The organism is Devosia rhizoryzae (assembly GCF_016698665.1).
Classification (GTDB): Bacteria; Pseudomonadota; Alphaproteobacteria; order Rhizobiales; family Devosiaceae; genus Devosia; species Devosia rhizoryzae.
On record NZ_CP068046.1, the window covers coordinates 765,003 to 790,616 of the forward strand.

The 25,614-nt window shown below is 62.5% G+C and carries 24 protein-coding genes and 1 other RNA gene; 19 read left to right on the plus strand and 6 right to left on the minus strand.

Annotated features, from left to right (window positions below):
• Positions 1–32: 32 nt before the first annotated feature.
• A complete protein-coding gene (locus tag JI748_RS03840; RefSeq protein WP_201635238.1) occupies positions 33–647 on the minus strand; it encodes a hypothetical protein in 615 nt (204 codons plus the stop codon).
• A gap of 236 nt (positions 648–883) precedes the next feature.
• Between JI748_RS03840 and JI748_RS03845 the strand changes: the two genes are divergently transcribed.
• Positions 884–1,222: a hypothetical protein gene (locus JI748_RS03845; RefSeq protein WP_201635240.1), complete on the plus strand. Its 339-nt coding sequence runs from the start codon at positions 884–886 to the stop codon at positions 1,220–1,222.
• The gene (locus JI748_RS03850) at positions 1,219–2,082 is read left to right on the plus strand and encodes an alpha/beta fold hydrolase (protein WP_201635242.1); all 864 of its coding nucleotides are present in this window, start codon (positions 1,219–1,221) and stop codon (positions 2,080–2,082) included. Before JI748_RS03845 ends, JI748_RS03850 begins: the two co-directional genes overlap by 4 nt.
• Before the next feature lie 21 nt (positions 2,083–2,103).
• On the opposite strand, the gene JI748_RS03855 is transcribed toward JI748_RS03850, so the two are convergent.
• Positions 2,104–2,538, minus strand: coding sequence for a host attachment protein (locus tag JI748_RS03855; RefSeq protein ID WP_201635244.1), 435 nt, complete (start codon positions 2,536–2,538; stop codon positions 2,104–2,106).
• 165 nt (positions 2,539–2,703) lie between these two features.
• On the opposite strand from JI748_RS03855, the gene rarD reads away from it, so the two are divergent.
• The gene (rarD, locus tag JI748_RS03860; protein ID WP_201635246.1) at positions 2,704–3,612 is read left to right on the plus strand and encodes an EamA family transporter RarD; all 909 of its coding nucleotides are present in this window, start codon (positions 2,704–2,706) and stop codon (positions 3,610–3,612) included.
• Here the strand turns inward: rarD and JI748_RS03865 are convergent.
• Positions 3,584–4,477 (minus strand): hydrogen peroxide-inducible genes activator, encoded by an 894-nt coding sequence (locus tag JI748_RS03865; protein WP_201635248.1) that lies wholly within the window; start codon positions 4,475–4,477, stop codon positions 3,584–3,586. The two genes, rarD and JI748_RS03865, sit on opposite strands and share 29 nt — an antisense overlap.
• Before the next feature lie 92 nt (positions 4,478–4,569).
• Between JI748_RS03865 and katG the strand changes: the two genes are divergently transcribed.
• From katG to JI748_RS03925, 12 genes are all read left to right on the plus strand, one after another.
• Positions 4,570–6,780, plus strand: coding sequence for a catalase/peroxidase HPI (katG, locus tag JI748_RS03870; protein ID WP_201635250.1), 2,211 nt, complete (start codon positions 4,570–4,572; stop codon positions 6,778–6,780).
• 141 nt (positions 6,781–6,921) lie between these two features.
• Positions 6,922–8,046 carry a DUF2336 domain-containing protein gene (locus JI748_RS03875; RefSeq protein WP_201635252.1) on the plus strand — a complete coding sequence of 375 codons (1,125 nt, stop codon included), beginning with the start codon at positions 6,922–6,924 and terminating at the stop codon, positions 8,044–8,046.
• A 90-nt stretch (positions 8,047–8,136) separates the two neighbouring features.
• Positions 8,137–8,694: a biliverdin-producing heme oxygenase gene (locus JI748_RS03880; RefSeq protein ID WP_201635254.1), complete on the plus strand. Its 558-nt coding sequence runs from the start codon at positions 8,137–8,139 to the stop codon at positions 8,692–8,694.
• Positions 8,681–10,810 carry a histidine kinase dimerization/phosphoacceptor domain -containing protein gene (locus JI748_RS03885; protein ID WP_233280607.1) on the plus strand — a complete coding sequence of 710 codons (2,130 nt, stop codon included), beginning with the start codon at positions 8,681–8,683 and terminating at the stop codon, positions 10,808–10,810. Before JI748_RS03880 ends, JI748_RS03885 begins: the two co-directional genes overlap by 14 nt.
• 70 nt (positions 10,811–10,880) lie before the next feature.
• On the plus strand, positions 10,881–11,840 hold the full coding sequence (locus JI748_RS03890; protein WP_201635258.1) for an ArsR/SmtB family transcription factor: 960 nt from the start codon (positions 10,881–10,883) through the stop codon (positions 11,838–11,840).
• 2 nt (positions 11,841–11,842) lie between these two features.
• Positions 11,843–12,736 (plus strand): methylenetetrahydrofolate reductase [NAD(P)H], encoded by an 894-nt coding sequence (gene metF / locus JI748_RS03895; RefSeq protein ID WP_201635260.1) that lies wholly within the window; start codon positions 11,843–11,845, stop codon positions 12,734–12,736.
• Positions 12,737–12,862: 126 nt separating this feature from the next.
• Positions 12,863–13,726, plus strand: a complete 864-nt coding sequence (locus tag JI748_RS03900) for a hypothetical protein (RefSeq protein ID WP_201635262.1) — start codon at positions 12,863–12,865, stop codon at positions 13,724–13,726.
• A gap of 109 nt (positions 13,727–13,835) precedes the next feature.
• Entirely contained in the window at positions 13,836–14,597 is a 762-nt protein-coding gene (locus JI748_RS03905) for a J domain-containing protein (RefSeq protein ID WP_201635264.1), read from the plus strand.
• Positions 14,598–14,630: 33 nt separating this feature from the next.
• Positions 14,631–15,014: RNase P RNA component class A (gene rnpB, locus JI748_RS03910), an RNA gene on the plus strand.
• A gap of 80 nt (positions 15,015–15,094) precedes the next feature.
• Complete coding sequence (locus tag JI748_RS03915) at positions 15,095–16,195, plus strand: carboxynorspermidine decarboxylase (protein ID WP_201635266.1); 1,101 nt, start codon at positions 15,095–15,097, stop codon at positions 16,193–16,195.
• A 38-nt stretch (positions 16,196–16,233) separates the two neighbouring features.
• Positions 16,234–17,514 carry a saccharopine dehydrogenase family protein gene (locus tag JI748_RS03920; protein ID WP_201635268.1) on the plus strand — a complete coding sequence of 427 codons (1,281 nt, stop codon included), beginning with the start codon at positions 16,234–16,236 and terminating at the stop codon, positions 17,512–17,514.
• 61 nt (positions 17,515–17,575) lie between these two features.
• The gene (locus tag JI748_RS03925) at positions 17,576–17,836 is read left to right on the plus strand and encodes a hypothetical protein (protein WP_201635270.1); all 261 of its coding nucleotides are present in this window, start codon (positions 17,576–17,578) and stop codon (positions 17,834–17,836) included.
• Here JI748_RS03925 and JI748_RS03930 read toward each other — a convergent pair.
• Genes JI748_RS03930 through JI748_RS03940 form a run of 3 tightly spaced genes read right to left on the minus strand, consistent with a single transcriptional unit; the run spans position 17,833 to position 20,803 of the window.
• Positions 17,833–18,864 carry a histidine kinase dimerization/phosphoacceptor domain -containing protein gene (locus JI748_RS03930; protein ID WP_201635272.1) on the minus strand — a complete coding sequence of 344 codons (1,032 nt, stop codon included), beginning with the start codon at positions 18,862–18,864 and terminating at the stop codon, positions 17,833–17,835. The genes JI748_RS03925 and JI748_RS03930 overlap by 4 nt on opposite strands.
• Positions 18,865–18,869: 5 nt before the next feature.
• Positions 18,870–19,313 carry a response regulator gene (locus JI748_RS03935; protein ID WP_201635274.1) on the minus strand — a complete coding sequence of 148 codons (444 nt, stop codon included), beginning with the start codon at positions 19,311–19,313 and terminating at the stop codon, positions 18,870–18,872.
• Positions 19,310–20,803 carry a sensor histidine kinase gene (locus JI748_RS03940; protein ID WP_201635276.1) on the minus strand — a complete coding sequence of 498 codons (1,494 nt, stop codon included), beginning with the start codon at positions 20,801–20,803 and terminating at the stop codon, positions 19,310–19,312. The genes JI748_RS03935 and JI748_RS03940 overlap by 4 nt, the downstream gene beginning before the upstream one ends.
• 193 nt (positions 20,804–20,996) lie before the next feature.
• Here JI748_RS03940 and rsmH point away from each other — a divergent pair, with 193 nt between their 5' ends.
• The 4 genes from rsmH to JI748_RS03960 are packed head-to-tail and all read left to right on the plus strand — an operon-like array spanning position 20,997 to position 25,562.
• Positions 20,997–21,998, plus strand: a complete 1,002-nt coding sequence (gene rsmH / locus JI748_RS03945) for a 16S rRNA (cytosine(1402)-N(4))-methyltransferase RsmH (RefSeq protein ID WP_211200727.1) — start codon at positions 20,997–20,999, stop codon at positions 21,996–21,998.
• Positions 21,995–22,378: a cell division protein FtsL gene (gene ftsL, locus JI748_RS03950; protein WP_201635278.1), complete on the plus strand. Its 384-nt coding sequence runs from the start codon at positions 21,995–21,997 to the stop codon at positions 22,376–22,378. The genes rsmH and ftsL overlap by 4 nt, the downstream gene beginning before the upstream one ends.
• The gene (locus tag JI748_RS03955) at positions 22,378–24,114 is read left to right on the plus strand and encodes a peptidoglycan D,D-transpeptidase FtsI family protein (protein WP_201635280.1); all 1,737 of its coding nucleotides are present in this window, start codon (positions 22,378–22,380) and stop codon (positions 24,112–24,114) included. Before ftsL ends, JI748_RS03955 begins: the two co-directional genes overlap by 1 nt.
• A gap of 11 nt (positions 24,115–24,125) precedes the next feature.
• A complete protein-coding gene (locus JI748_RS03960; RefSeq protein ID WP_201637022.1) occupies positions 24,126–25,562 on the plus strand; it encodes a UDP-N-acetylmuramoyl-L-alanyl-D-glutamate--2,6-diaminopimelate ligase in 1,437 nt (478 codons plus the stop codon).
• Positions 25,563–25,614 lie beyond the last annotated feature (52 nt).

A 25,614-nucleotide genomic window follows, 5' to 3' on the forward strand; every position in this document is an offset into this window, starting at 1 on the left:
GAGCCTCCAACCGGGAGGCTCGAAAGTTCGGATTAGTTGGCGGGAGCGACGACGGTACCCTTGGTCTTGGTGCTCGTTTCACCGGCGGTCCAAAGCACCGGATCATAGTAGATCGGGAAATCGGCTTCGGTGTCCTTGCCTTCTTCGAAGCGGTAATTGCCGCGATAGCCGACCGAAGCGAGTTCGCCTTCAGCGGGCACGAGGAAAAGAACGCAGCCTTCGTGGCTTTGGCCATTTGCGAGTTCGGCTGGGGCCGTGTTCTGGCAGGCCGTGAAGGGTTCGCTGCCGCCCATGGTCATGGACGGCATGAGTTCAGTGCCATCTGCGTCGAAGGCCACAAAGCCAGCGACCTGGTAGTTGGACAGGTCTTCGTCGCCCTCGTTGGTGTAGGTGAAGCGCACATAATATGGCCGCGCATCTTTGTAGCCTGAGGGAATCTCGAAGTTGCCGAGATCGGCGATGTCGCCAGGTTCGATTTCGGTAATGGTCAGCGCGATCGGCACTTCAGGACCGTTGGGAATCAGAAACGGTACGGTGGCCTCTTGACCGGCACTGAGTTCGGTTCCGGCAGCAACAAATTCCTGAGCCTGCACAGTGCCTGCTGTGGCAAGCGTCAAAATGGATAAAGTCGACAAAATCTTGAACACGGGCAAAACCCTTCGCGATTTGAACGTCTGAGTTTGCGCTGGTCGAGCGCGATGAAGAGCAGGGCACATCCCTGCCACGCAGCAGGGCTAGAAGTGGAATGCGCCAAGTTTACGGCTTTGTGATCCATCGGCTGTGGTGGCCCGCAGTATTGCGAAAACCCTTGGGTTTGCTGGTCTTTCTGTCTTATGGTCGCCAGTGAGGGGCTTGGCCCTGGTTTTCCGCTTTGGGGAAATGAATGAAGATGTTGGTGACGGGGGTGGCGATGAGCGCCGTGTTTGCCCTCGCCGCTCCGGCTGGTGCTGCGCCGGGGCAATGCTCGATGACGGGCTATGGGGATTTCAGCTGCGACGTCGCCGTCGATGGGGGCGGGATTTCCTTCGTGCTTCCGGACCGGCAGGTCTTTGTGTTCGCGCATCAGGCCAATAGTGAAGGCTTCGGTTACCTCATTGAAGATCGAGCCAGGGCAGGCGCTCGCCCCGATGAGCTGGGCGCCTTTGCGCCGATCGAGGGTGAGCCGGGCTGCTGGTTTGGTCCAAAGGACGAGATCACCTTCTGCGCGGCGCTTAAACAGTGACCGAGACAGACGAACAGCGCGAGGATTTTGCGTTCGAGATCGGCGGCGCCACGCTTGCGGGCCTTGAGCAGGGCGATGGCCTGCCGGTGGTGTTTCTTCATGCCGGCGTTTGCGACAAGCGCATGTGGCTCGAGCAGATGCGGGCGGTCTCGGATGCGGGATGGCATGCCATCGCCTATGACCGGCGCGGCTATGGGGAAACGGAAAGCCCGGACGACGCTTTCAGCCATCTTGAAGACCTCGAAGCGCTGCTCAACGCTTTCGACATCCACGCGGCGGTGTTTGTCGGCTGTTCCATGGGCGGCGGACTAGCCGTGGATTTTGCGCTGGCGCATCCGGGGCGGGTGATCGGGCTGGTGCTGATCGGCACCTCCATTACCGGTGCGCCCTGGAGCGCTACGGCGGAAGAGCAGGCGATCGAGATGGCGGAGGAAGATGCCTTCGAGCGCGGCGATCGCGACATGCTGAACCGGGTGCAGGCGCATGAATGGCTCGACGGTCCGCGCGCCAAGAGCGGCCGGGTTGGCGGCGCTGCCCGCGAGCTCTTTCTCGACATGAACGGATTGGCGCTCGCCAAGCCCATACTCACGCAGGAAGAAGAGCGACCGGACGCCTGGTCGCGCATGGAGGGCGTCAACACGCCGGCCCTGCTGCTGGTTGGCGACGAGGATTTTTCAGCCATCATCGACCGGCACGAGACCTTGTCCGAGACCATGCCCAATGCTTTTGCGGCAGTGTTGGAGGGCACGGCGCATATTCCGAGCATCGAGCGGCCGGAACTGGTCAGTGCGATGATCGTGGAGTTCCTCGACGCGCTGGCCGGCGGCGACGAGGAGGAAGACGAGGAGGCGGACGATTAGCGCCGTCCGCCTGAAGGTATCCTAGACCGCAAGAATGCCGTCGAAATGTTTGTCCAGCTGTGCTGTCGGCACATTGGTCAGGTCTTTGTCCAGTTCGGCAACCACGGCCTTTTTCGTGTGGTCGGACAGAAGCTTGCGGAAGTTTCCCAAGGCAATGGGCGCGGCAGCGATGACCAAGCGGTCGAAGGCGCCCTCCTTGGCCTTGCTGTCGATGACACCGGCGACGGTGCGCACGAATTCGGCCTCGCGATGCTTGGAAGAATCGTTGCCGGAGGTCATTGCGCCCCCTGTAGGTCCGCGGCCATAGCCATCGGTGTCGATGTCCTTTGATTGCAGCGCGTCAATCGACCAATCGAGATCCTTGATGGTGGAAAGTCCCTTGCCGGGTCCGCCATGCTCAAGCACACGGGCCTGGGTGCCGTCGGCGATCAGGATCCAGGTTACGGTCTTTTTCATCTGCAACTCCTCGAGTAATGCGTACGAGGAGGCAAACGCCCGAATCCGGCAAAGGTTTGCCGCGTCATCACCGTTCTGGTGATTGGGGATCAGAAGTTCTGATTTGGCGGCGTGTTCCGGCGCTGCTAGAGGGGCAGGGCGCCCGGCGTGGCGCGGAGCGTTTCCATGACCGATACCCAGCCTTCGCCAGACCAGAGTGAAACTCGCAAGGGTGTGATCGCGGCGCTTTTCACTTACGGACTTTGGGGCGTGTTGCCGCTGCTGTTCCACGCGCTGGAACCGGCGGGGGCGGTGCTGATCGTTGCCGAGCGCACGGTGTGGTCACTTGTGCTGCTGGCGCTGGTCATTGCGCTCTCAAGAAACGCAAAAGACGTTGTCGCCGTACTGTCGGACTGGCGACGCATGCGGGTCATCGCGCTGTCGGCGATCCTCCTGGTCGGCAATTGGCTGCTTTACGTCTGGGCGATCGCCACGGGGCAGGTGCTCGAGGCCAGTTTTGGGTATTTCATCAACCCGTTAGTCAATGTCGCCATCGGCATGGTGGTGTTGGGTGAGCGGCAAAACCGGCTGCAGAGCATCGCTATCGCCATCGCCTGCGTCGCCATCCTGATCCAGGCCGTCGGCGTGGGCAACATCCCCTTCGTGGCGCTAGGGCTTGCGCTAACCTTCGGATCCTACGGGCTTATTCGCAAGACGGCGCAGACCGGGCCGGTCACCGGGCTCTTTGTCGAAACCCTGCTCGCAGCGCCTTTCGCGCTGGCCTATGTCGCCCATGACGTCGCGACCAATGGCGTCGGGGTTCATGCCGACCCGACCTTGTTGCTGCTGCTGATTCTGACCGGACCGGCAACCGCGGTGCCGCTCTTGCTGTTCGGCTTTGCGGTGCGGCGGCTGCGGTTGACCACGATCGGCATGTTTCAATACATTTCGCCGTCGATCCAGTTTCTCCTCGCCATCACCTTGTTTGGTGAGGAGCTGACGCCAGTGCGCTTGTTCAGCTTTGCGCTGATCTGGTTGGCGTTGATATTGTTTTCCTTCAACAGCTTCAGGCAGCACCGGCGCTTGCGGGTCTAGTCGCGCGGATCACTTCGGCGATCTTTTGAAAGGTCGCGGCGAAAGGCGTGGCTTGCCGCCAGACCAGCATCAGCTTGCGGCCGGGGCCGGGGTCGCCGAGGTGATGCACGGCGATGCGGGGGTCGCTGGCTTCCTTGCGAAGCGCGATCTCAGGCAGGAGCGTGACACCCTGGCCGTTGGCGACGAACTCGACGATGGTCGAGAGAGAAGTCGCGGCAAAGGTCTGGTGCTCACCGTCCAGCCGGCAGGCGGCGATGGCCTGATCGCGGAAGCAATGACCTTCGTCCAGGAGCAAGATGCGATCGGGCGGCAGTGCGGCCAGCGGCATTGCATCTTCGCCCTTGGGCACGGCGAGAACGAAACGATCCTCGAAAAGTTCGGCTGTTTCGAGCTTTGGTCCTTGCTGCGGCGGGAGCGTAGCGATGAGGGCAAGGTCGATGGTGCCGTCATCAAGCCCGGCCAGCAGTGTCTCCGTGCGGCTTTCGCTGACGGCGAAGCGCAGGTCGGGGAGCTTGGCAGTCAGCGCTGGAAAGATTTCGGGCAGCAGGTAGGGCGCGACGGTGGGGATCAGACCAAAGCGCAAGGGTCGATTAGGTGCTTCCCGGCGGCCGGTGGCTAGGGCTTCGACGGCGTCGGCGCGCTCAAGCGTTGAATGCGCGAGCGCGAGAAACTCCCGGCCAAAGGGGGTGGGGCGCACGCCAGCTTTGAGACGGTCGAAGAGCGGCGTGCCGCACAGCGCTTCGAGCGTTTGGATTTGCTGGGAGAGGGCAGGTTGCGACATGGCGCAGCGTTCTGCGGCGCGGCCGAAATGGCCGGTTTGTGCCACGGCAACGGCGCAGCGCATCTGGCGAAGGGAGATGGGCACGATAAGTTTGTCCTATGGGAAAACCAAGAATAATCGATTGGCCGAATGATTGCTATGGCCCTATAACCCGCCCAAAGCAGCAAGGAGCCACCATGACCGATCCCAATCCCCACGTCCAATCAGCCTCCGCTGGCGAGTGCCCGGTCGATCACGGCCAGCATGGCAAGGGCGAAAGCAAGCGCGGTGGTCATCACCGCAATCGCGACTGGTGGCCCAAGGCGCTGGACGTCTCGATGCTGCACAACAATTCGGCCAAGTCCGATCCGCTCGGTCCGGATTTCAGCTATCGGGAGGCGTTCAAGACGCTGGATCTTGAGGCAGTCAAGGCAGACCTGCGCGCGCTGATGACGGATTCCCAGGATTGGTGGCCGGCCGACTTCGGTCACTATGGTGGCCTCTTCATCCGCATGGCCTGGCACAGCGCCGGCACCTATCGCATCACCGATGGCCGTGGCGGCGCCGGCATGGGGCAGCAGCGTTTTGCGCCGCTCAATTCCTGGCCGGACAATGCTGCGCTCGACAAGGCGCGCCGCCTGATCTGGCCGATCAAGCAGAAGTATGGTCAGGCAATCTCCTGGGCCGATCTCATGATCCTCACCGGCAATGTCGCGCTCGAGTCGATGGGCTTCAAGACGTTTGGCTTTGCCGGTGGCCGTCGTGACGTCTGGGAACCCGAGGAGCTGTTCTGGGGTCCGGAAGGGACGTGGCTGGGCGACGAGCGCTATTCGGGCGAACGCCAGCTGAGCGAGCCGCTCGGCGCCGTGCAGATGGGCCTCATCTATGTCAATCCGGAAGGGCCAAACGGCAATCCTGACCCGGTTCGGGCCGCCTACGACATCCGCATGACCTTTGCGCGCATGGCCATGAATGACGAAGAAACCGTGGCGCTGATCGCCGGCGGCCACACTTTCGGCAAGACTCACGGTGCCGGCGACCCGTCGCTGATCGCGGCGGAACCGGAAGGCGCGGACCTCGAGGACCAGGGCCTTGGCTGGAAGAGCAAGCATGGCACTGGTATCGGCAAGGACGCCATCACGTCAGGCCTCGAAGTCACCTGGTCGCAGACCCCGGTGCAGTGGAGCAACTACTTCTTCGAGAACCTTTTCGGTTACGAATGGGAGCTGACCACCAGCCCGGCAGGCGCCAAGCAGTGGGTGGCCAAGACCGACGACCACGTCATTCCGGACGCCTTCGATCCGTCGCGCAAGCATCGGCCGACCATGCTGACGACCGACCTGTCGCTGCGTTTCGATCCCGAATACGAAAAGATCTCGCGCCGCTTCCTCGAACATCCGGAGCAGTTTGCCGACGCCTTCGCACGCGCCTGGTTCAAGCTCACCCACCGCGACATGGGGCCAAAGGTTCTTTATCTCGGCGCCGAAGTGCCGGCGGAAGACCTGATCTGGCAGGATGTGATCCCGCCTGTCGATCACGCGCTGATCAACGAAGGCGACATCGCCATCCTCAAGACCCGCATCGCCGATGCCGGCCTTTCGGTGGATGAGCTCGTGGGCACGGCCTGGGCTTCGGCCTCGACCTTCCGCGGCTCGGACAAGCGCGGCGGGGCTAACGGCGCTCGCATCCGCCTGGCACCGCAGAAGGACTGGGAAGTCAACAAGCCCGCGCAGCTGGCTCGCGTTCTCGCCAAGCTCGAAGCGATTAAGGCCGATTTCCAGGCCGAAGGAAAGATCGTGTCGCTGGCCGATCTTATCGTTCTGGCCGGTGGCGTTGGGGTTGAACTGGCAGCACGGGCAGGGGGCCATGACGTGGTGGTGCCGTTTACGCCTGGCCGCATGGATGCCTCGGCGGAGCAGACCGATCCGTCGTCCTTCGCTGCGCTCGAACCGCGTACCGATGGCTTCCGCAACTACCTGTCGAACCGCCGCTTCATGGAACCGGAGGAGGCACTGGTTGACCGGGCGCATCTCCTCAATCTCACGGCACCAGAAATGACGGTGCTGCTGGGTGGTCTGCGTGTGCTCAATATCGGTGTCAACGAACACGGCATCCTGACCGATAGGCCTGAGACGCTGAGCAACGACTTCTTCCTCAATCTCCTGTCCATGGACACGGTGTGGGAGCCTGTTGCTGGCGAAGACAACCTCTACCAGTCGCACTCGCGCATGACCGGCGAACGGAAGTGGACGGGTACGCGCGTCGACCTGATCTTCGGCTCGCATTCGCAGCTTCGTGCCTATGCCGAGGTCTATGCGCAGTCGGATTCGGCGCCCAAGTTCGCCCGCGACTTCGTTGCGGCCTGGACGAAGGTGATGAACGCGGACCGTTTCGATCTGCGGGTCTGAGTGACAAAGGCGTGGAGGCCCACCGGTCTCCACGCCACCTCTATAACTTTAATAAAATTCGCTCCTTCGGTTTCAGCACGCACAAGCAGGTCTCACCGCACTCTCCTGGAAACGGATCGGCAGAAGCCGGGAGACATGAGAATGAGCGAAATCGACGAAGGCCACCGGGCGTTTGCTCAGTTCCGGGTTCTCAATGGCGAGGACAGTCACGGCGAGCGCGAGCAGCTGTTCCGCAACATGGCGCAGCTTTTCTCCTATGTTTCGGACCGCTGCGACGACGAGCAGGTTGCCCAATATGACGAAGTGCTGTGCCGGCTGGCCGAACTGGTCGAGGTCGAGGCACGGGTACATGTCGCCAAGCTCCTTGCGCCGCTGGACCGTGCGCCCGGCACAGTGGTGGTCAAACTTGCCAATGACGACATCGAGGTTGCCCGGCCGCTGCTCGAATTTTCGAGCGTGCTCAGCGACGACGACCTGATCGACATCGTTTCGCGGCAATCGGAAGAGCATCGCGTTGCGATTGCCGGCCGCGCCGAGCTGCACGATCGAGTCGGCCAAGCGATTGTCGAACACGGCGAAACTGCTTCCGTGGTGCGCCTAGTGCGCAATGGGCGGGCTGAACTCGACCGCGCCACGCTCGAGAAGCTGGTCGAGCGCGCAACACGCGATGCCGAGATCGCGGCAGACCTTCGCGGGCGCCACGATATCGACTGGAAGTCGCTTCGAGGCGAAATCGACCAGGCGGCAGGCAAGATATTGCAGTCCCTGGGAGAGGTGGAGCGGCCGTTCGATCCGGTTGCGGCGGGCAAGGTCAACACCGTTGTTTACAATCGCATCCGCAATCGTGCCGGCTTCAACGCTCAGGAATGGAAGGTTGCCTACAATCAGGTGCGTGGCCTGGCCGACCGAAAGCAGCTGGACGACCGGGCGCTGGCCAGGTTCGCCCGCTTCGGCTACGGGCACCACGCGGCCGCCGCTCTTTCGGTGATGCTGAGCGTTGCGCCGGAACTCGTGGTGAAATGGCTGGCAGGCCAGGATTACGTGGCGGTTACCGTCGCCCTGCGCGCTGCCGGGCTCACGCCGGAACTGTTTGAGGCCATCGTGGCGACCCTGCCGTGGCGGGACCTGCCCAGCGATGCCGACAAGCGGATGGTCACCTCCCGTTTCGAAGCTCTGGATGCGGAAGACGCCAAGAACATCTTCGAGCTATGGCGCGCGCACTCCTTCCGCAAGCGCGCTCCGTCCGAAGAGCGGCAGTCGGCTTGAGCCTGGCTAAGGGCTGATACGAAAATCGTTATTAGGATAAATGACGGTTTCTGCTAAACCTCACAAATCACCTAAAGGAAATGTGCGGGAATGCAGGAAAGCGGGAGCTCGGATCAATCTGGCCTCAGGGCCGCGCTCCGCCACCACACCGCCCCCACACACCAGGAGTTGGACGCTCTGGTTGGCGCGTTCAAGACGGCCGAGCAGTACAAGGTCTTCCTGCTGAGCAGCTTTCGCTTTCGTCTTGTGGCCGAGCCGGCCGCATCCGGCAGCAGCTTTTGGGCGCCGCTACCGCTAATCGGCGATCTGTGCAGCGATTTGGAGGACCTCGGACTGGCTGCCCCGCCTTCGGGTTCTGCGGCGTTGCAGTTCGCTACGGCATCTGAAAAGCTCGGCGCGCTCTACGTTCTCGAGGGTTCGGCGCTGGGCGCACGCCTGTTGCAGCGGCGAGCGGAAGCGATCGGGTTTAATGCCCGCTACGGTGCGCGGCACCTGGCGCACCAGACCGCCGATAACGGCCGCTGGAAGAGGTTTCTTGCGGTTCTCGATGACCCGCGTTTTGACAATGACGCGGCGCTTGCCGCAGCGCAGCGCGTGTTTGAAGCAGCGCTCGCTATCTATGCGGAGGCGGCTCATGAGCACGCTTGAGGGGATCAACCTCACAAATTGCGACCTGGAGCCGATCCATATTCCCGGCTCGATCCAGCCCTATGGCGTCATGCTGATCGCCAATCCGGGGTCCGGCGAGATCGTGGGTTATGCAGGCGCCGCAAAGGTGTCCGATGCCCTGCTGGGACAACAGCTGGATAACGTTATCGGCCTTTCGAGCACAGCAATCATGCCGCTGGTGCCGCGCAGCGGCGTTCACGTCCTCGGCGATGTGCCGTTCGGGGGCCAGGTGCATGATGCGGTTGCATATGTCAGCGGCGAGCACCTTGTTGTTGAGCTCAGCGAGAAAACAGACGAGACGGCGCTTGATGCCGGGTTCCTGGCACAGCTGGATTCGCTTGAAATGCGGCTTGAGAACTCGACGAGCCTGGGTGAATTGTCGGACGAGGCGGCGCAGATCTTTCAGCGTCTGACCGGCTATAGCCGCGTCATGGTTTACCAATTTGTCGATGATGATGCGGGTGTGGTGCTCGGGGAAGCGATTTCTGACCAATCACCCAGTTTCATGCATCATCACTTTCCCGCCTCCGACATTCCGCGGCAGGCGCGCGCGCTTTATGTGCGCAACAGGGTTCGGGTGATTGCCGACGTTTACTACGAGCCGGCACCGATCATCAGCGCCAGCAGTGACCTCAAGAGCATCGATCTCAGCGATTCGACGCTGCGGAGCGTCTCGCCGGTGCATATCCAGTATCTCAAGAACATGGGCGTCGCGGCTTCCGCCTCGATGTCGATCGTCAAGGATGGAGTGCTCTGGGGGTTGATTGCCTGCCACCACCATGCGCCGCGACCACTGTCGCTCAACACAAGGCTGGCCTGCCAAACCATGGCCACCAGCCTTGCCCGTCTGGTCAAGGTGCGGGAAGAAAACGAGCTCTATCGCGAGCGCGTGCGCCTGCGGTCGCATGAAGATGCGGTGCTCACCCGGCTCGGCGCCGATGAAGGACTGGACGTCTTTTTTCAACATTCCGGCCTCGAACTGGCGCGGCTGTTGCAAGCCGATGGCTTTGCTGCGGTACAGGGTGGCGAACTCTTCACGTCGGGGCGTTGCCCGGATGGGATCGATGTTCGGGCCATCGCCGACTTCGTTCGCGTCCAGGCGCTCCTTCGTCCCTTTGCCACCAACCAGCTTTCCTCTCAATTGCAGGGTGCTGAAGTCTACGCCGATACGGCTGCCGGACTTCTCGCCGTAACCATGTCGACCGAAGTGCCCACCATTTTGATGTGGTTCCGGGCCGAGAAGCTTCAAACGGTCAAGTGGGCGGGCAATCCGCACAAGGACGTCGACCATGCGCCGGGTGCCGTGCTGACACCGCGTGCCTCGTTCGAGGAATGGTCGGAGAGCGTCAGTGGCCGCTCCAGGGATTGGACCCATGCCGAAGTCGAGTCCGCGTCGCGCATCGTTAGGCTGATGCTGGAAGCGCGTAACAATTCCCGCATTCGCCAGCTCAATCGCGAGCTGACAACGACTTTGGCCGAGAACGAAAACCTGCTGCAGCAGAAGGACTTCCTGATGCGCGAGGTCAATCATCGCGTGCAGAACAGCCTCGCTCTGGTCGGGGCCTTCCTCAAGATGCAAGGCCGGGCGGCGAGCCCCGAGACACGTGAGCAGCTCGACCAAGCGCAGAACCGGCTCCTCGCCGTGTCGCTGGCGCACCGGCGGCTTTATCAGGATGACAGTGTCGAGATCATCGACCTGTCGCGATACCTCGACGAACTGGTGGGTGAACTGGTCGCCACCATCGATGTCGGCTGGGAAGAAAAAGTGACGCTCGATCTCGCGCCGATGCTGATCAGCACCGATCGCGCTGTGACGGTGGGACTGATCGTCAACGAGCTTCTGACCAATCTCGCCAAATATGCTTATGACGGAGCCGTCGGTCCGGCGTTGATCCGGCTGGAGCAATATCGCGACAACCTGCGCCTTGTGGTGCAGGATCGCGGGCAGGGCATGAACGGCACCGTGACCGGCACGGGCTTCGGCGCGAAGATGCTCAACACGCTGGTGCAAGGGCTTGATGGCAGCCTGAGCTACGAGGACAATAATCCAGGCGTCCGCGCTATCGTGACGGCGCCTATTCGCCCGCGCGTCTAGCGCAGAGGCAAAAACCGCTGGACCACCTCCGAAGCGGGATATAAAGACATCTTTATATCCGAGGGTGGTGATGAACGGTTTAGGCAGTTTGGTTGGGGTGTTGAAGGCGGCGGGTGAAAGCACCCGGCTGCGTCTTCTTGCCCTGCTTGCCGATGGCGATCACTCGGTGAAAGACCTCACCGAAATTCTCGACCAAAGCCAGCCTCGCGTCTCTCGCCACCTCAAGCTCCTGGCCGATGCGGGTCTCGTCGAGCGCCACGCGGAAGGCGCCTGGGCCTATTATCGGCTGGCGCCGAGCGGGCAGGGGGCAGAGCTGGCGCGCTGGCTCACGGCGCGGGTCGATCCAGCCGATGCCGAACGCCGCCGTGACCGGGCGCGGCAGGTGGAGGCGCGCGAGGCGCAACAAGCCATTGCAGCCGATTACTTCGCCAAGGTCGCGGAGAGCTGGGATCTGCTCAAGACCCTGCACGTGCCTGAAGCGGCGGTCGAGGCAGCGGTGCTTGCGGAACTTGGCGGGCGCAGCGTTGACCTGCTGATCGATCTTGGCACCGGAACCGGACGCATGCTCGAAGTCCTGGCGCCCGCTTACAAGCACGGCATCGGCATCGATTCGAGCCGCGAAATGCTGGCGGTCGCCCGGTCCCGCCTGGCTGGATCGGGCCTAGCCCATGCGCAGGTGCGGCTCGGCGATATCGGCGCGCTAGACCCCGCGACCGGACCGGCGGATGTCATCGTCATTCACCAGGTCCTGCACTATTTCGACGATCCCGGCCGCATGCTGGCGCAGGCGCGCCGGCTGCTAAAGCCCGGTGGCGAGATCCTGATCGTCGATTTTGCGCCGCATGACCTCGAATTCCTGCGGAGCGAACACGCGCATCGCCGTCTTGGCCTCTCGCGCGAGCAGATGAGCGGCTGGGCATCCCTTGCGGGCCTTGATGTGTTGGCCATGCGCGAATTCCCCAGCGACACAAATGACCGTGGTTTGACCGTGTGCCTCTGGCACCTGGGCGACCGCAACAGGACGGAATGACCATGCTTGACGACAACTTCCGCGCCAGCCGCCAAACCGCTGACCAGCGCCCGGAACTGCAGCTCTCGTTCGAGTTCTTTCCGCCCAAGACCGATGCGATGGAAGAGCGCTTCTGGGACAGTATCGGCAAGCTGGCGCCTCTTGGTCCCCGATTTGTGTCGGTGACCTATGGGGCGGGCGGCTCGACGCGCGAGCGCACCTTGCGCATGGTCAAGGGCATCACGGCCGACAGCGGCGTGCCGGCGGCGGCGCATCTCACCTGTGTCGGCGCAAGCCGCAACGAGGTGGATGAGGTTGTGCGGGGATACCGTGAGGCGGGCGTCAACCGCATTGTCGCCTTGCGCGGCGATCCGCCGGAAGGGGTCGGCCACCCGTTCACACCGCATCCTGATGGCTACAAGAACGCGGCGGACCTCGTAGCCGGCATTCGCAAGATTGGCGACTTCGACATTTCCGTCGCGGCCTATCCCGAAAAGCATCCGCAGAGCCCCGATTGGGACAGCGACATCGACAATCTCAAGCGAAAGCTTGATGCCGGCGCCGATCGCGCCATCACGCAGATGTTCTTCAGCAACGGAGACTATCTGCGCTACCTCGAGCGGGCCCGGAAAGCCGGCATTACGGCGCCGATCGTGCCTGGGATACAGCCGATCCATTCGTTCAAGCAGATCTCGGGCTTTGCTGCGCGCTGCGGTGCGTCCATTCCGGAATGGCTGGCCGAGCGCTTTGAAGGGCTAGACGACGACCCGGAAACGCGCGCTTTGGTTGCCGCTGCAGTGGCGGCAGAGCAGGTGACCGAGCTCCTCGATGAAGGTGTAACGGAGTTCCACTTTTATACGCTCAACCGCTCGAACCTTGTTCTTGCTTTGGCGCGTTTGCTGGGGCGGAGGCCGTAGACACGTTTTCGTTCATCCCCTGTTCAGGCCAGCGGCTCGAATGTGATAGGGTGTTCTTTCATATTCTGGCCACGAAGAGGCGCGATGTCCGCGCGCCGAACGGGGCATAACCGGAACAGTGGATCCATGCAGATTGATCGCCGCATAACCAATGGACTGGCCTGGGCCGGCGCCGTGCTGGTCGTGGCCATCCCCGCCGCAGATTTTGCCATGCGCCAGCTGGGGCCAAGTGTCGAGGCGCCGCAGGTTGCCGTGGTTCAGGCCGAGCCGGTCGAGCAGGCTGTTGCCTTGCCGACGCCGGCGGTTCAGCGCCCCGCTGCCATTCAGGCGCCGCAGAACGAACTCGCCGAGGTCGAGGTGGCTAATGCGCCCGCTGCCGATCCCGTCATCACATCCGCTTCTCGCCCCACCAATGGGACTGCGGTAGACAAATTCATCGAGAACGGACGTGAATTGCCTAGCTACATTAGTGGCGCGGGCAACGCTGCTGCCGCCGCGCCGACGCGTCCCAGCACGCCGGCTGCTCCGGCCGCTCCGAAGCCCACCCCCGCACCTGCCGTGGCTGCGGTTCCTGCTGTCCCCGCGGCACCAACGCCGGCTGTCACGACGCCCAAGCCGGTGACAGCCGCTCCGGCGACCGCCGTTGCCGCAGTGCCGCCCAAGCCGGTTGCCTTCCCCACCCCCGTATCGCAACGCCCGCCCTCCGTGGCGCAGAGCACGGTTCGCCCGTTGATCGTTCCGCAACAGCAGCCCCCGCTTATCGTCGACGAGGCGCCGCCGGTGTTGACTGCCGATGACCTCGACGACTGGGAATCCGGTCCGTTGTCGGAGTTCCTCGCCAGCCGCGGCAACCGGTCGCAAGCGGCGCCTGCCGTTGAGCCGGAATATGACAGCAACGGTTTCTTCCTCGATGAAGCGCCTGGCCGCACTATCGTGCAGCCATTGCCGCGCGCTTATGGCGAAGGGTTCTACTACCCGTTCGCCGACTAGCGCCAAGCTGGATGCCGGCTGCGCCATAGACCGCCACATTCTGAGCCGATAGTGTCGCCGCGCTTTGCGTCGCCGGGGGCGGCGCATCTTGCTTGAGACGAGGACGAAGATGCTGTGCTGCGTGCGAAAAGCCGAAGAGAACCGCGATCGGTGGCAGAAGTTCACCCGGTTTTTGGGCTCGTTCAGCGCTCGCACCGGCCTGTCGGGCCGGGTCGCGAATATTCTTGATCCGGATACCTGGCTGCCTGGTGGCCGGGAGGCGGCGTTCACCCTGGCGCTGATCGCGCTCTCTGCCAAGATGGCAGTCGCCGATGGAGCGGTTACGGCTTCGGAAGTCCGTGCCTTCAACGCTACGGTTGAGGTCGCCAAGGGCAACGAGCCGCAGGTAGAGCGCCTGTTCAACCTCGCCAAGCAGGATGTTGCAGGCTACGACGCCTATGCCCGCAAGGTCGCCCGGTTTTTTGCCTCAACGCCGGATACGCTCGAGCATGTGCTGGACGGGCTCTTCTTTATCGCTACGGCCGACGGGTTGGTGCACGAGGCAGAGCTTGATTACCTGCGCGATGTGAGCCGTATCTTTGGTTTCGACGAGGCGCGGTTCGAGCAGGTCGCGTCCCAGCATGTGATGCTGGAGCAGGGGGTCGACCCCTATACCGTGCTCGGCCTCAACCACGATGCGCCGCCGGAGGAAGTCCGGCGGGTCTACCGCCGTCTGGTGGCGGAGCATCATCCCGACCGGCTGATCGCCAAGGGCGTGCCAGAAGACCTGATCGACGTTGCGACGGCTCGGATGGCCGCAATCAACCTGGCCTATCAGGCTTTGACCAAGCCTAAGGCACAGCCGCTGTTGACGAGCCCGGTAAACGCTTGACGGCGCGAGGCTCGTCCCGCACATATCCGCGCGCCAGTTGACCGGGTGGCCGCTGGCGGATGGGTAACTGTCCGCTGGAGGAAAGTCCGGGCTCCATCGAAACACGGTGGCGGCTAACAGCCGCCGGGGGCGACCCTAGGGAAAGTGCCACAGAAAGCAAACCGCCTGCCTCAGGGCCGGTAAGGATGAAAGGGTGCGGTAAGAGCGCACCGGGCTTCTGGCAACAGCGGCCGCACGGTAAACCCCACCGGGAGCAAGACCAAATAGGGATGACGCGGGTTTCGGCCCAGCCTGTTTCGAGGCCAGATCATCCGGGTTGGTTGCACGAGCGCCCTGGCAACAGGCGCCTCAGATGAATGGTCACCACGTCGCGGCAACGCGGCCCTACAGAACCCGGCTTATAGGTCAACTGGCGTTGACCCTCCGGTCCATCGTCGCTACACGATGGCTCTTCTTCCGCCGACCTGGCGGGCACACGCTTGTCTGGAGTTGGCGCGATGCCCTTGGCCACACCTTTCTACCTCATCGATGAAGCCAAGCTCGATGCGAACCTTCAGAAGGTCGATCGGCTGCGTGCCCTTTCGGGCGCCAAATGCGTCATGGCACTCAAGGCTTTCGCCACTTGGTCGACGTTCGAGCAGATCGCGCCGCATATGGACGGCTCGACGTCATCCTCACTCAACGAAGTGCGCCTGGGCAGGGAGAAGTTCGGCGGCGAAACGCACGCCTATTCGGTCGCGTGGTCGGACGGTGAGATCGACGAGGCGATCTCCTATGCCGACAAGATCATCTTCAATTCGCTTCGCCAACTGGAGCGCTTCCACGCCAAGGCCGCGCATTTGCCGATCGGCATGCGGGTCAATCCGGGCATCAGCCACTCCCATTTCGACCTGGCCGATCCGGCGCGGCCATTCAGCCGGCTGGGCGAATGGGATCTGAAGCGCATCGACAGCGCCATGGATCGTGTCAGCGGCTTCATGATCCACTGCAACTGCGAGAACGACAGCTTTCCTGCGTTCTCGGCATTGCTCGACCAGTTCGAGGCCAAGCTGGGATCGTATCTTGAGCGGCTCAACTGGATCAGCTTCGGTGGTGGCTTGCACTTCACCGGCGATGGCTATCCCATCGACCTGCTGGCGGCCCGGCTCAAGAGCTTTGCGGAGCGCTACCAGCTGCAGGTCTATCTCGAGCCCGGCGATGCGGTGGTGACCGATACGACGACGCTGGAAGTCACCGTGCTCGACGTGGTGGAGAATGAAAAGTCGATCGCCATCGTCGACAGCGCCGTCGAGGCGCACATGCTGGACCTGCTGGTTTATCGCGAAACGGCGACAGTTGCGCCTAATGCCGGACCGCACCGCTATGTCGTCGCCGGCAAGTCTTGCCTTGCAGGCGATGTGTTCGGCGAGTTCGATTTCCCGGAGCGGCTGGACGTTGGCTCGCGGGTGTCGCTGCTGAACGCCGGTGGCTATACCATGGTCAAGAAGAACTGGTTCAACGGCGTGGCGATGCCCTCGATCGCCATTCGCCGAAGAAATGGTCAAGTCGAACTCATGCGTCAGTTCGATTATGCCGATTATGTCGCCAGCCTCGGCTAGGCTGGCCCTTCCCCCTCGAAAAAGGTGTTTCGTGCCAATTGAAAAAGAATGTTCTCATTATCGGCGCCGGAGGTGTCGCGCAGGTTGCGGCCTTTAAGGCAGCAATGCACAACGACGTGCTGGGCGACATCAATATCGCCTCGCGCACTGTCTCGAAATGCCAGTCCATCATTGCCGGCATGCTGGACAAGAAGGTGCTCAAACGACCGGGTATCCTGGTCGCTCATGAGCTCGACGCAACGGATATCGAAGCGACCAAGGCGCTGATCCGGCGCACTCGAAGCCAGATCGTCATCAATGCCGGCTCGGCCTTCCTCAACATGGGTGTCCTTCGTGCCTGTCTCGACACCGGGGCAGCCTATATCGACACGGCCATCCATGAGGACCCCGCCAAAGTGTGCGAGACCCCGCCCTGGTATGGCAACTACGAGTGGAAGCATCGGGAGGAATGCGAGCGCAAGGGCGTGACGGCGGTGCTCGGCGCCGGCTTCGATCCCGGTGTCGTCAATGCTTACGCAGCGCTCGCGGCGGGAAGCTATTTCGATCGGATCGACAGCATCGACATCATCGATGTGAACGCCGGCAGCCATGGCCGCTATTTCGCCACCAACTTCGATCCGGAGATCAACTTCCGGGAGTTCACCGGGACAGTATGGAGTTGGCAGGGACGGCAGTGGACCGGCAACACAATGTTCGAGGTCAAGCGCACCGACGATCTGCCGGTGGTCGGTACACACACTACCTACCTTACCGGTCACGACGAGCTGCACTCGCTTTCGGCCAATCTGGACGTGCCCGATATTCGTTTCTGGATGGGCTTTAGCGAGCACTACATCAACGTTTTCACTGTGCTCAACAAACTTGGGCTGCTGTCCGAAAAGCCCGTAACCACCGCCGAGGGGGACGAGGTCGTGCCGCTCAAGCTCGTCAAGGCCGTGCTGCCCGATCCTGTGTCATTGGCACCCGATTACACGGGCAAGACCTTTATCGGCGATCTGATCCGCGGCACGCATAACGGCGTCGAAAGAGAGCTCCTCGTCTACAATATCAGCGACCACGAAGAGGCTTTCGCCGAAACGTCAAGCCAGGCGATTTCCTACACGGCGGGGGTTCCGGCTGTTGCGGCAGCCATTTTGATTGCGCGCGGGGAGTGGGACTGCCACCACATGGTCAATGTCGAAGAGCTGCCGCCCGTGCCGTTTATCGAGCTGTTGGGCCGCATGGGTCTTCCTACGCGCATCCGCGATGCTCGTGGTGATCGTGCCTTCGATCCTGCCGAGTTTCGACGGGAACGCAAGGCAGCCCGGTCAGGCGCCTAGGCGTGCAACCATCGGCGCTCGAAAACCCTTGGGCCTTCACACCTAACTTGTGGAGGCCACGATGATCGACAAGAAGCAGGAGGTCGCGTTTCTCGCCGACGAGTTCAAGCTGTCTGCGAGGCGTGCCGCCGCCCTGATCGCCGGCACACCGGAAGAAGCGGGCGAGCTGACGATGGAGCAGCTTGAGGCGGAGAAGAACCGCGACCCTTATGGGGATGTGCCGGTGCCCGTTTCGCCGGAAGAGCACGAGATTGAAGGCAATGGCGGTTTGCAAAAAACCGTTGTGCGGCGCGAGAACAAGGCGAGCCGGACCGGGCCCTAAGCCTCGAAACTGACCAGGACCTGTGTGCCAGGGCCTTCGCCGTAGCCGACCTGGGCGCCGAGGCTGATGGCCATGGCTTTGACGATGCGGCTGCCAAGGCCGGTTCCCTGGGGCTTGTCGGTGCCGGAAAAACCAATGCCGTCGTCCTCGACGATCAACTGCACCTGCGTGCCATCGCGGAACATGCGGACGCGGACCTCGCCGGGCTCGCGTCCGGTATAGGCGTATTTCAGGGCATTGGTGACGAGTTCGGTGACGATCACGCCCAGTGAGGCGACCTTTTCGGTCGGCAAGGGAAAACCCTGCACATCGACACGCAGGCGGGCGGTCTGGCCTTCGGCCTGGAGGGTATTTTCCAGCTCGCCGATCAAGCCGTTGAGGTATTCGCCGGTGTGGACGGAGCGCACGTCTTCGGAAGTGTAAAGGTGGCGATGGACGCCGGCGATGGCCTGGATGCGGACCTGAGTCTCGGAGAGCGCGCGCTTGGCTTCGGGGTCTTCGACTGCGTTGCTCTGAAGGCCCACCAAGGCCGCCACCATGGCCAAGCTGTTGGCAACGCGATGATTTACTTCGCCGAGCAGCAGTTCGGCGTGCTCGCGCGCTTCTCGCACTTCGCGTTCGGCCTTGGCTTTGGCGCGGTTGAGGCGAACGTGGTCGATGGCGTGGTCGATGGAAGCGACGAGGAGCTCCATGAACTCTTCGGCGCCGGACTTGGGCACGAAGTCGGTGGCGCCCGATTTCAGCGCCGCGACGGCGATGGCCATCTCCGCCGAGCCGGTGACGTAAACCACCGCCGGCCGATCTTCCAATGTTTCCATGCCCTTAAGAACGTCAAGGCCGGTTCCGGTAGGGAGATAATGATCGAGCGCCACCACGTCGAAGGTGGTGGAGCGGATCATCTCAAGACCAGCTTCGCCGGTTTCGGCATGGGCGAACTCGTAGCCGCGCCGTGACATGGCCTTTTCGACCAGGCGGGTGAGACCCGGGTCGTCGTCGATGTAAAGGACATGGGGCGTGCGGTTGGGCATCACGTTTATTCGGCTTCGGGGATCTGCATCACTGAAAAGAACAGGCCCAACTGCTTGATAGCGTTGGCAAAACCATCATAGTCGACTGGCTTGGTGATATACACGTTGGCGCCCAGATCGTAGCAGCGCTGGATCTCGCGCTGGTCGTCTGTAGTGGTCAGGACCACGACGGGTGAGCGCTTGGTGTGCTCGTTGCCCTTGACCTTTTCGAGGATGTCGATGCCCGTCATGTCGGGCAGGTTGAGGTCTAGCAGCACCAGCAGTTGGCGTCCCTTATTGACCAGACCCGTGCCATCGGAACCGAGCAAGAACGACAGCGCATCGGTGCCATTGGTGAAGGATACGATCTCGTTGGCGACACCGGCGCGGCGAATGTTCTTTTCGATGAGGCGGGCATGGCCCTCATCGTCTTCGACCATGATGATGGTCACAGGACGGGCGTTGTTCATGCTGCATTCCCCAGATAGCCACGCAGGTCACGCGGCAGATTGATGATGAAGGTCGTGCCTTGGCCAAGCGTCGAGGTCAATGTGACATCGCCACCAAGGCTGCGCACGATGGTGCGCACATGGGCAAGGCCGATGCCTTCGCCCGGATGGTTCTGCGAGCCCGAGCGGCGGAAGAGTTCGAAAACGCGCTCATGGTCCATCTCGGCGATGCCGCGGCCGTTGTCGGCCACCTCGATGACGACGCGATTGCCGGGCAGGTGGCGCGCGCTGATGGTGACGCGGAGCGGACGGGACGGGTCCTGGTATTTGACGGCGTTGTCGAGCATGTTGCCCAACACCTGCTCGATGGAGAGCCGGTCGGTAAAGACCTGGCCGACGCGGATGTCGGTTGCGATCTCGCCTTGGCTGTCGGCGACCTGGTGGTGAACGGCGGCAGCGCTCGCTTCGGCGAGTTCCTGCAGGTTCACCGGCTCGGGCTTGAGCTGACGGCGGCCTTCGCGGGAAATCTTGAGGATGGCGTTGATCAGGCCGTCCATCTTGCGGGTTGCAGCGCGGATGAAGGAGACGGCCTCGGGAAGATCTTCGAGCGCGGCTTCGCGCGCTTCGATGTCGAGCGGGTCAGTCGTGTCGGCGGGCTTGGCGTCGATATAGGACTTGACCGCCTGAACACCTGTTTCGAGTTCGCTGGTAAAGCCCATGATGTTGACCAGTGGCGCGCGAAGATCGTGCGTCACGATATAGGCGAAGCGCTGGATTTCCTCGTTGGCTTTGCCGAGGTCGGCGGTACGTTCCTTGACGCGTTCTTCAAGGCCGGTATTGAGCTCCTCAACGGTGCTGCGAGCGCGGGCCAGTTCGCGCGTATAGCTGATCACCGCCCAGAAGGCGCCGGCGACCACGGCCAGGATGATCAGACCCCCAGCAATCGAAACCCAACGAAGGAGGTTGATGGTATCGCGTTGATTGGCGACGCCCCCGGTCAGCCGTTCATCAACGGCTGTGATGAACTGGTCGATGAATGTGCGGATAGCCTGAGCCGCACGCTGCCCCTGGTCGGTACGGACGACGGAGCGGGCGCCTTCGACATCACCTTGGCGAACAAGATCGATCGTCTCGGCCATCTCATTGAGCTTGATGGCCACATCGTCGCGCAGGGTTGCGATGTAGGGCAGGGCCTGCGGATAGGGCGCCAAGACCTGCTCAAGCGCCTGAAGCTGTTCTTCGACTTCGGGAAGGGATGCTTCGTAGGGCTCGAGGTAGCTTTCGTCCTGGGTCAGAAGAAAACCGCGCTGGCTCGACTCGATATCCTGCATGCTGACGCGCAGATCGACTGCGGCGCGTCGCGCGATACGACCCTGAATGACTTCATCAAAATAGCCCTGCGAGCGTTCGACCAGCCACACATTGGTGCCGATAATGCCGAGCAGGGCAAGGAGCCCGACCAGCAAGAGCAGCGCAGTGGAGCGCACGAAAGTCTGGCTCGTGATCGGCATAAGAGTCCCCGCATACACAGCCTTCATAGCGTAATGGAGCGAGAGGGCAATATCCCACGCAGCCGGGCCGCCCACTTTCCCTCCGCAAGGTCATGAAAGCGGCATGGGAAACAGATTCTTAAGCGTCGCCGTGCAGAATCCGGATCGAGTTCAAAAACCGGTCGGCGGGCCGGGTGTGGAGTAGGTTGCCGATATGGGCAAGTCATCGCTGCCCGAGATGGGGATGCCGAGCGGCCCGCATGTGCCCGTCCTCCTGGACGAGGTGCTTGCCGCCTTGTCACCGGTGGCTGGCATCCGCATCGTCGACGGCACTTTTGGAGCAGGCGGCTATTCGCGTGCCCTGCTGCAAGCGGGCGCCCATGTCATCGGCATCGATCGCGATCCATCGGTCGCACCGCATGTTGCGGCGCTGACCGAGGAATTCCCCGGTCGCTTCACCTTTGTCCCAGGCACTTTTTCCGAGCTCGACACTCTGGCGTCCGGTTTGGGCCCGATCGATGCGGTTGTGCTCGATATCGGCGTTTCCTCCATGCAGCTCGACCAGGCGGAGCGCGGCTTTTCCTTCATGCGCGAAGGCCCGCTCGACATGCGGATGAGCCAGTCGGGCGAGAGCGCCGCTGATCTGGTCAATGGCCTCGAGACCGAAGAGCTTGCGAACCTGCTTTATGCCTTTGGCGAGGAGCGCAAGTCGCGCCGCATTGCTCAGTTCATCGTCGCGGCCCGCGAAACGGCGCCGATCACGACCACGCTGGAGCTGGCACGGATCATCGAAAAGGCCATTGGCCGCAAGCCGGGCGATGCGCATCCAGCAACGCGCTCGTTCCAGGCGTTGCGCATCGCGGTCAATGGCGAGTTCGACCAGTTGGTCGAGGGCCTTTTTGCTGCCGAGCGCTTGCTGGACGAGGGTGGCAAGCTGGCCGTCGTGAGCTTTCATTCACTCGAGGACCGGATCGTCAAGCGGTTCTTCGATCCGGACAAGGGTGGACCCACCGCGTCCCGTCACCTGCCGCAGGCGGTGGTTGAGCCGCTGCGCTGGCAGCCGGTTGCGAAGGCGGTCAAGTCGGGAGAAGCCGAACTGGCGCGTAATCCGCGGGCGCGCTCTGCGGTGCTGCGCAGCGGCGTTCGAACCGGGGAGGCGGCGCGTCCCGTTAATATGCAGGGTCTTGGCGTGCCGCAGATCAGGGGCGCAGCATGATCCGCACCATCAATATTGTTCTGATCTTTGTGTCGGTCGCCATGCTGGCCGGGGTTTATGCGCTGAAGTTCTCGATCGAGGGCACGGCGGCGGAGCGCACGGCGCTGACGGCCAAGATCCACGATCAGGAAGGCGAGTTGTCGCTGCTGCAGGCGGACTGGGCAGTGCTCAACCAGCCCGGCCATGTCGATCCGATCGTGCGGCGCCATGAGATGGAGCTTGCCGTGGGACCGGTGAAGCAGGAGCAGTTTGGCGCCTTTACCGCCATTCCGATGCGCCCGGCGCGGCCCGACACGGCTGCAATGGATGCATTGTTCAACGCCATTGCCGAGGGCATCGACCCGATCGATGCAATCCTCGAACTGGAAGGCATCGAGTAATGGCCATCACTGCCGACGATTTTTCGCCCGCCATTGCGCTCGTGGGGGCCCGCAAGCAGCGTGTCAACCTGACCCAGGCGCGTATTCGCTGGATGATCCTGGCGCTGGTGCTCGGCTTCGGCGTGATCTGCGGGCGCCTTGTGATGCTGGGCATGGTCGAGACCGACCAGAGCATCGAAGGGCAGACCCGCGACGTCATTCAGGCAAGCCGTCCGCCGATTCTGGACCGGAACGGTCTCGAGATGGCGGTCGATATCCGCGTGCCCTCGCTTTACGCCGAGCCACGCCGCATCGTCGATGTCGAGGAAGCAGTGCGCAAGCTGCGCACAGTGCTGCCGGACCTTAGGGAAGACTGGTTGCGCAACCGCCTTTCCGGCGACAAGGGCTTTGTCTGGGTGCAGCGCGAGCTGACGCCGGCGATCGAAGACGCGGTGATGCAGCTGGGCATACCCGGCGTCGACTTCATCACCGAGTCCAAGCGCTTCTATCCCGGCATGCGCGAGGCTTCGCATATTCTGGGCTCCACCAATGTGGACAACCAGGGCATTGCCGGCATCGAACGGCATATGGACACCGAATCCATCGCTCTCTTGCAGGAGCTTGGACTCGCGCGCGGCGCCGCGCTGACGCCGGTGGAACTTTCGATCGACATGCGCGCGCAGCACGTGATGCATGACCAGGTGGTGGACGCGATGACGCGTTACCAGGCGATCGCCGCGGCAGGCGTGATGATGGACATCCATACCGGCGAGATCATTGCGCTGGCGTCGGTGCCTGACTTCGATCCGAACGATCCGGCCAGCGCCCTGGTAAAAGACACATTCAACCGTGTTACGGCGGGTATTTTCGAGCCGGGCTCGACCTTCAAGACCGTGACCCTTGCCGGTGCGCTCGACAGCGGCATGGTCAAGCTTACCGATCAGTTCGACGCCCGCTATGGCGTCCGCTTCGGCCGCTTCACCATCGACGATTTCCACGGCAAGCACCGCATCCTCAGCCTGCCGGAAGTCTACAAATATTCATCCAATATCGGCACCATCCGCGTCATGCAGGCCATGGGCAAGGACGCGTTCCGCGCTTTCCTCAGCCGCATGAAGTTTGATGAGCGTGTGCAGTTCGAACTGCCGGAAATGCGTGTGCCGACGGTGCCGAAAGAGTTTTCGGAAGTCGGCGCCGCCACGGCTTCGTTCGGCCATGGTCTTTCCGTGTCGCCGCTGCACCTTGTCGCCGCCTATTCAGCCTTCGCCAATGGCGGCAACTATATCGCGCCCACCATCTACAAGCGCGACGTCGCTACCGCCGAGCAGCTCTATGAGCGGGTCATCTCAGAAGATGCCAGTGCCTCCATCCGCTACCTGATGCGGCTCAACGCCATTTCAGCGGGCGGTTCGGGCTCGCAGATGAACAAGGCGGCGCTTGGCTACCGGGCTGGCGGCAAGACCGGCACGGCGGAAAAGGTGGTCGATGGCCGCTATTCGTCGAGCAAGGTTACCAACTTCTTCGCCTCCGCCTTCCCGCTCGACAACCCGAAATATGCCATGGTCATCATGGTGGACGAGCCCAAGGCCGAGAACCCGCAATCGGGCACGACGGCTGGCTGGAATGCCGGCGCCATTACCGGCCGCGTCATCCAGCGGGTTGCGCCCATGCTTGGCATTGCGCCAGATTTCAGCGAAGCGCTGGACCAGCAGATCGTTCCGGCCTCCGTCCGTCAGCTTTATCCAGAAGGATTCTGATCCAAGTGTCTATCAGCGTCACTCAACTGCTCGAAGGCTCCGGCGCCCGCCCAAAAAAGGGATTGGGCGCGGTTTTCGGGCTGAACTCGGACAGCCGGCGGATCGAGCCGGGCGACATCTTCTTCGCGCTGCCCGGCAATAAGGTGCATGGCAACCAGTTCGTGCAAAGCGCAGTGGACCGGGGTGCGCTGGCGGTGGTGACCGACATCGCTCCGCCCGGCGATCCGGGCGTTCCGGTGATTATCGTCAAAGATGTGCGCGCCGCCTATGCGCGGGCCGCGAGCCGGGTGTTCGAGCCGCAGCCGGAAATCCTCGTTGCCGTGACGGGTACCAATGGCAAGACTTCGGTGGCGTCCTTCGTGCGCCAGATCTGGGATCATGCGGGCGTTCCCGGCGCCAGCATTGGCACGCTCGGGATCGAGACCAGCAAGCGCACGATCGAGGGCGCGCTGACGACGCCGGACTCGCGCACGCTGCATCAGGCGATGCGGGCGCTCAAGGCCCAGGGTATCGACCATGTCGCGCTGGAAGCTTCGAGCCACGGCCTCGACCAGCGGCGGTTGGACGGCACGCATTTCGAAGCCGTGGCCTTTACCAATCTCAGCCGCGACCACCTCGACTACCACAAGGACATGGACGAATATCGCAGCGCCAAGCTGCGGCTTTTCACCGATCTTCTGGTCGATGGCGGCGCGGCGATCGTCAATGTCGACGATCCGGAGCACGAGCAGTTCATGTTTGCGGCGCTCGGCGCCAGTGCGACGCTGCTGACGGTGGGACGCGAGGGCGCCTATATCGAAATCCTCTCGATCAAACCGGAGGGCTATGGCCAGCGCGTCGAGGTGCGGCATATCGGCGAGAAGGTCAATTTCCATCTGCCGATCCCGGGCGAGTTCCAGGTTTCGAACGCGCTGATCGCGGCGGCTCTGGCGATGTCGGCGGGTGTCGACAAGGCGGATGCCTTCGCTGCGCTGCCGGAGCTCGTGGGCGCACGCGGGCGGCTGGAGCTGGTGGCCGAGCATAATGGCGCGGCGATTTTCGTCGACTATTCGCATAAGCCCGAAGCGCTGCGCATGGCGTTGCAAACGCTGCGGCCCTATGTCACCGGCGAGCTCAAGGTTGTGTTCGGTTGCGGCGGCGACCGCGATAAGGGCAAGCGGCCACAGATGGGCGAGATCGCCAGCGATCTGGCCGATGTGGTGATTGTGACGGATGACAATCCGCGCACTGAGGATGCGGCGACGATCCGTGCCGAGGTGATGGCCGGCGCCAAGGGTGCGCAGGAAATCGGCGATCGCAAGACCGCCATTCGCGAGGCCGTGCGGTCGCTCAAGAAGGGCGATGTGCTGCTGGTCGCGGGCAAGGGCCACGAGACGTACCAGATCATCGGCACGACCAAGTCGCATTTCTCCGATCATGAGGAAGTGCTGGCGGCGGTGAAGGGGTAAGTAGCCCCCACCCGGCCTCCCTCGTTAGGCGAGGGAGGAGTTCGATCGAGTT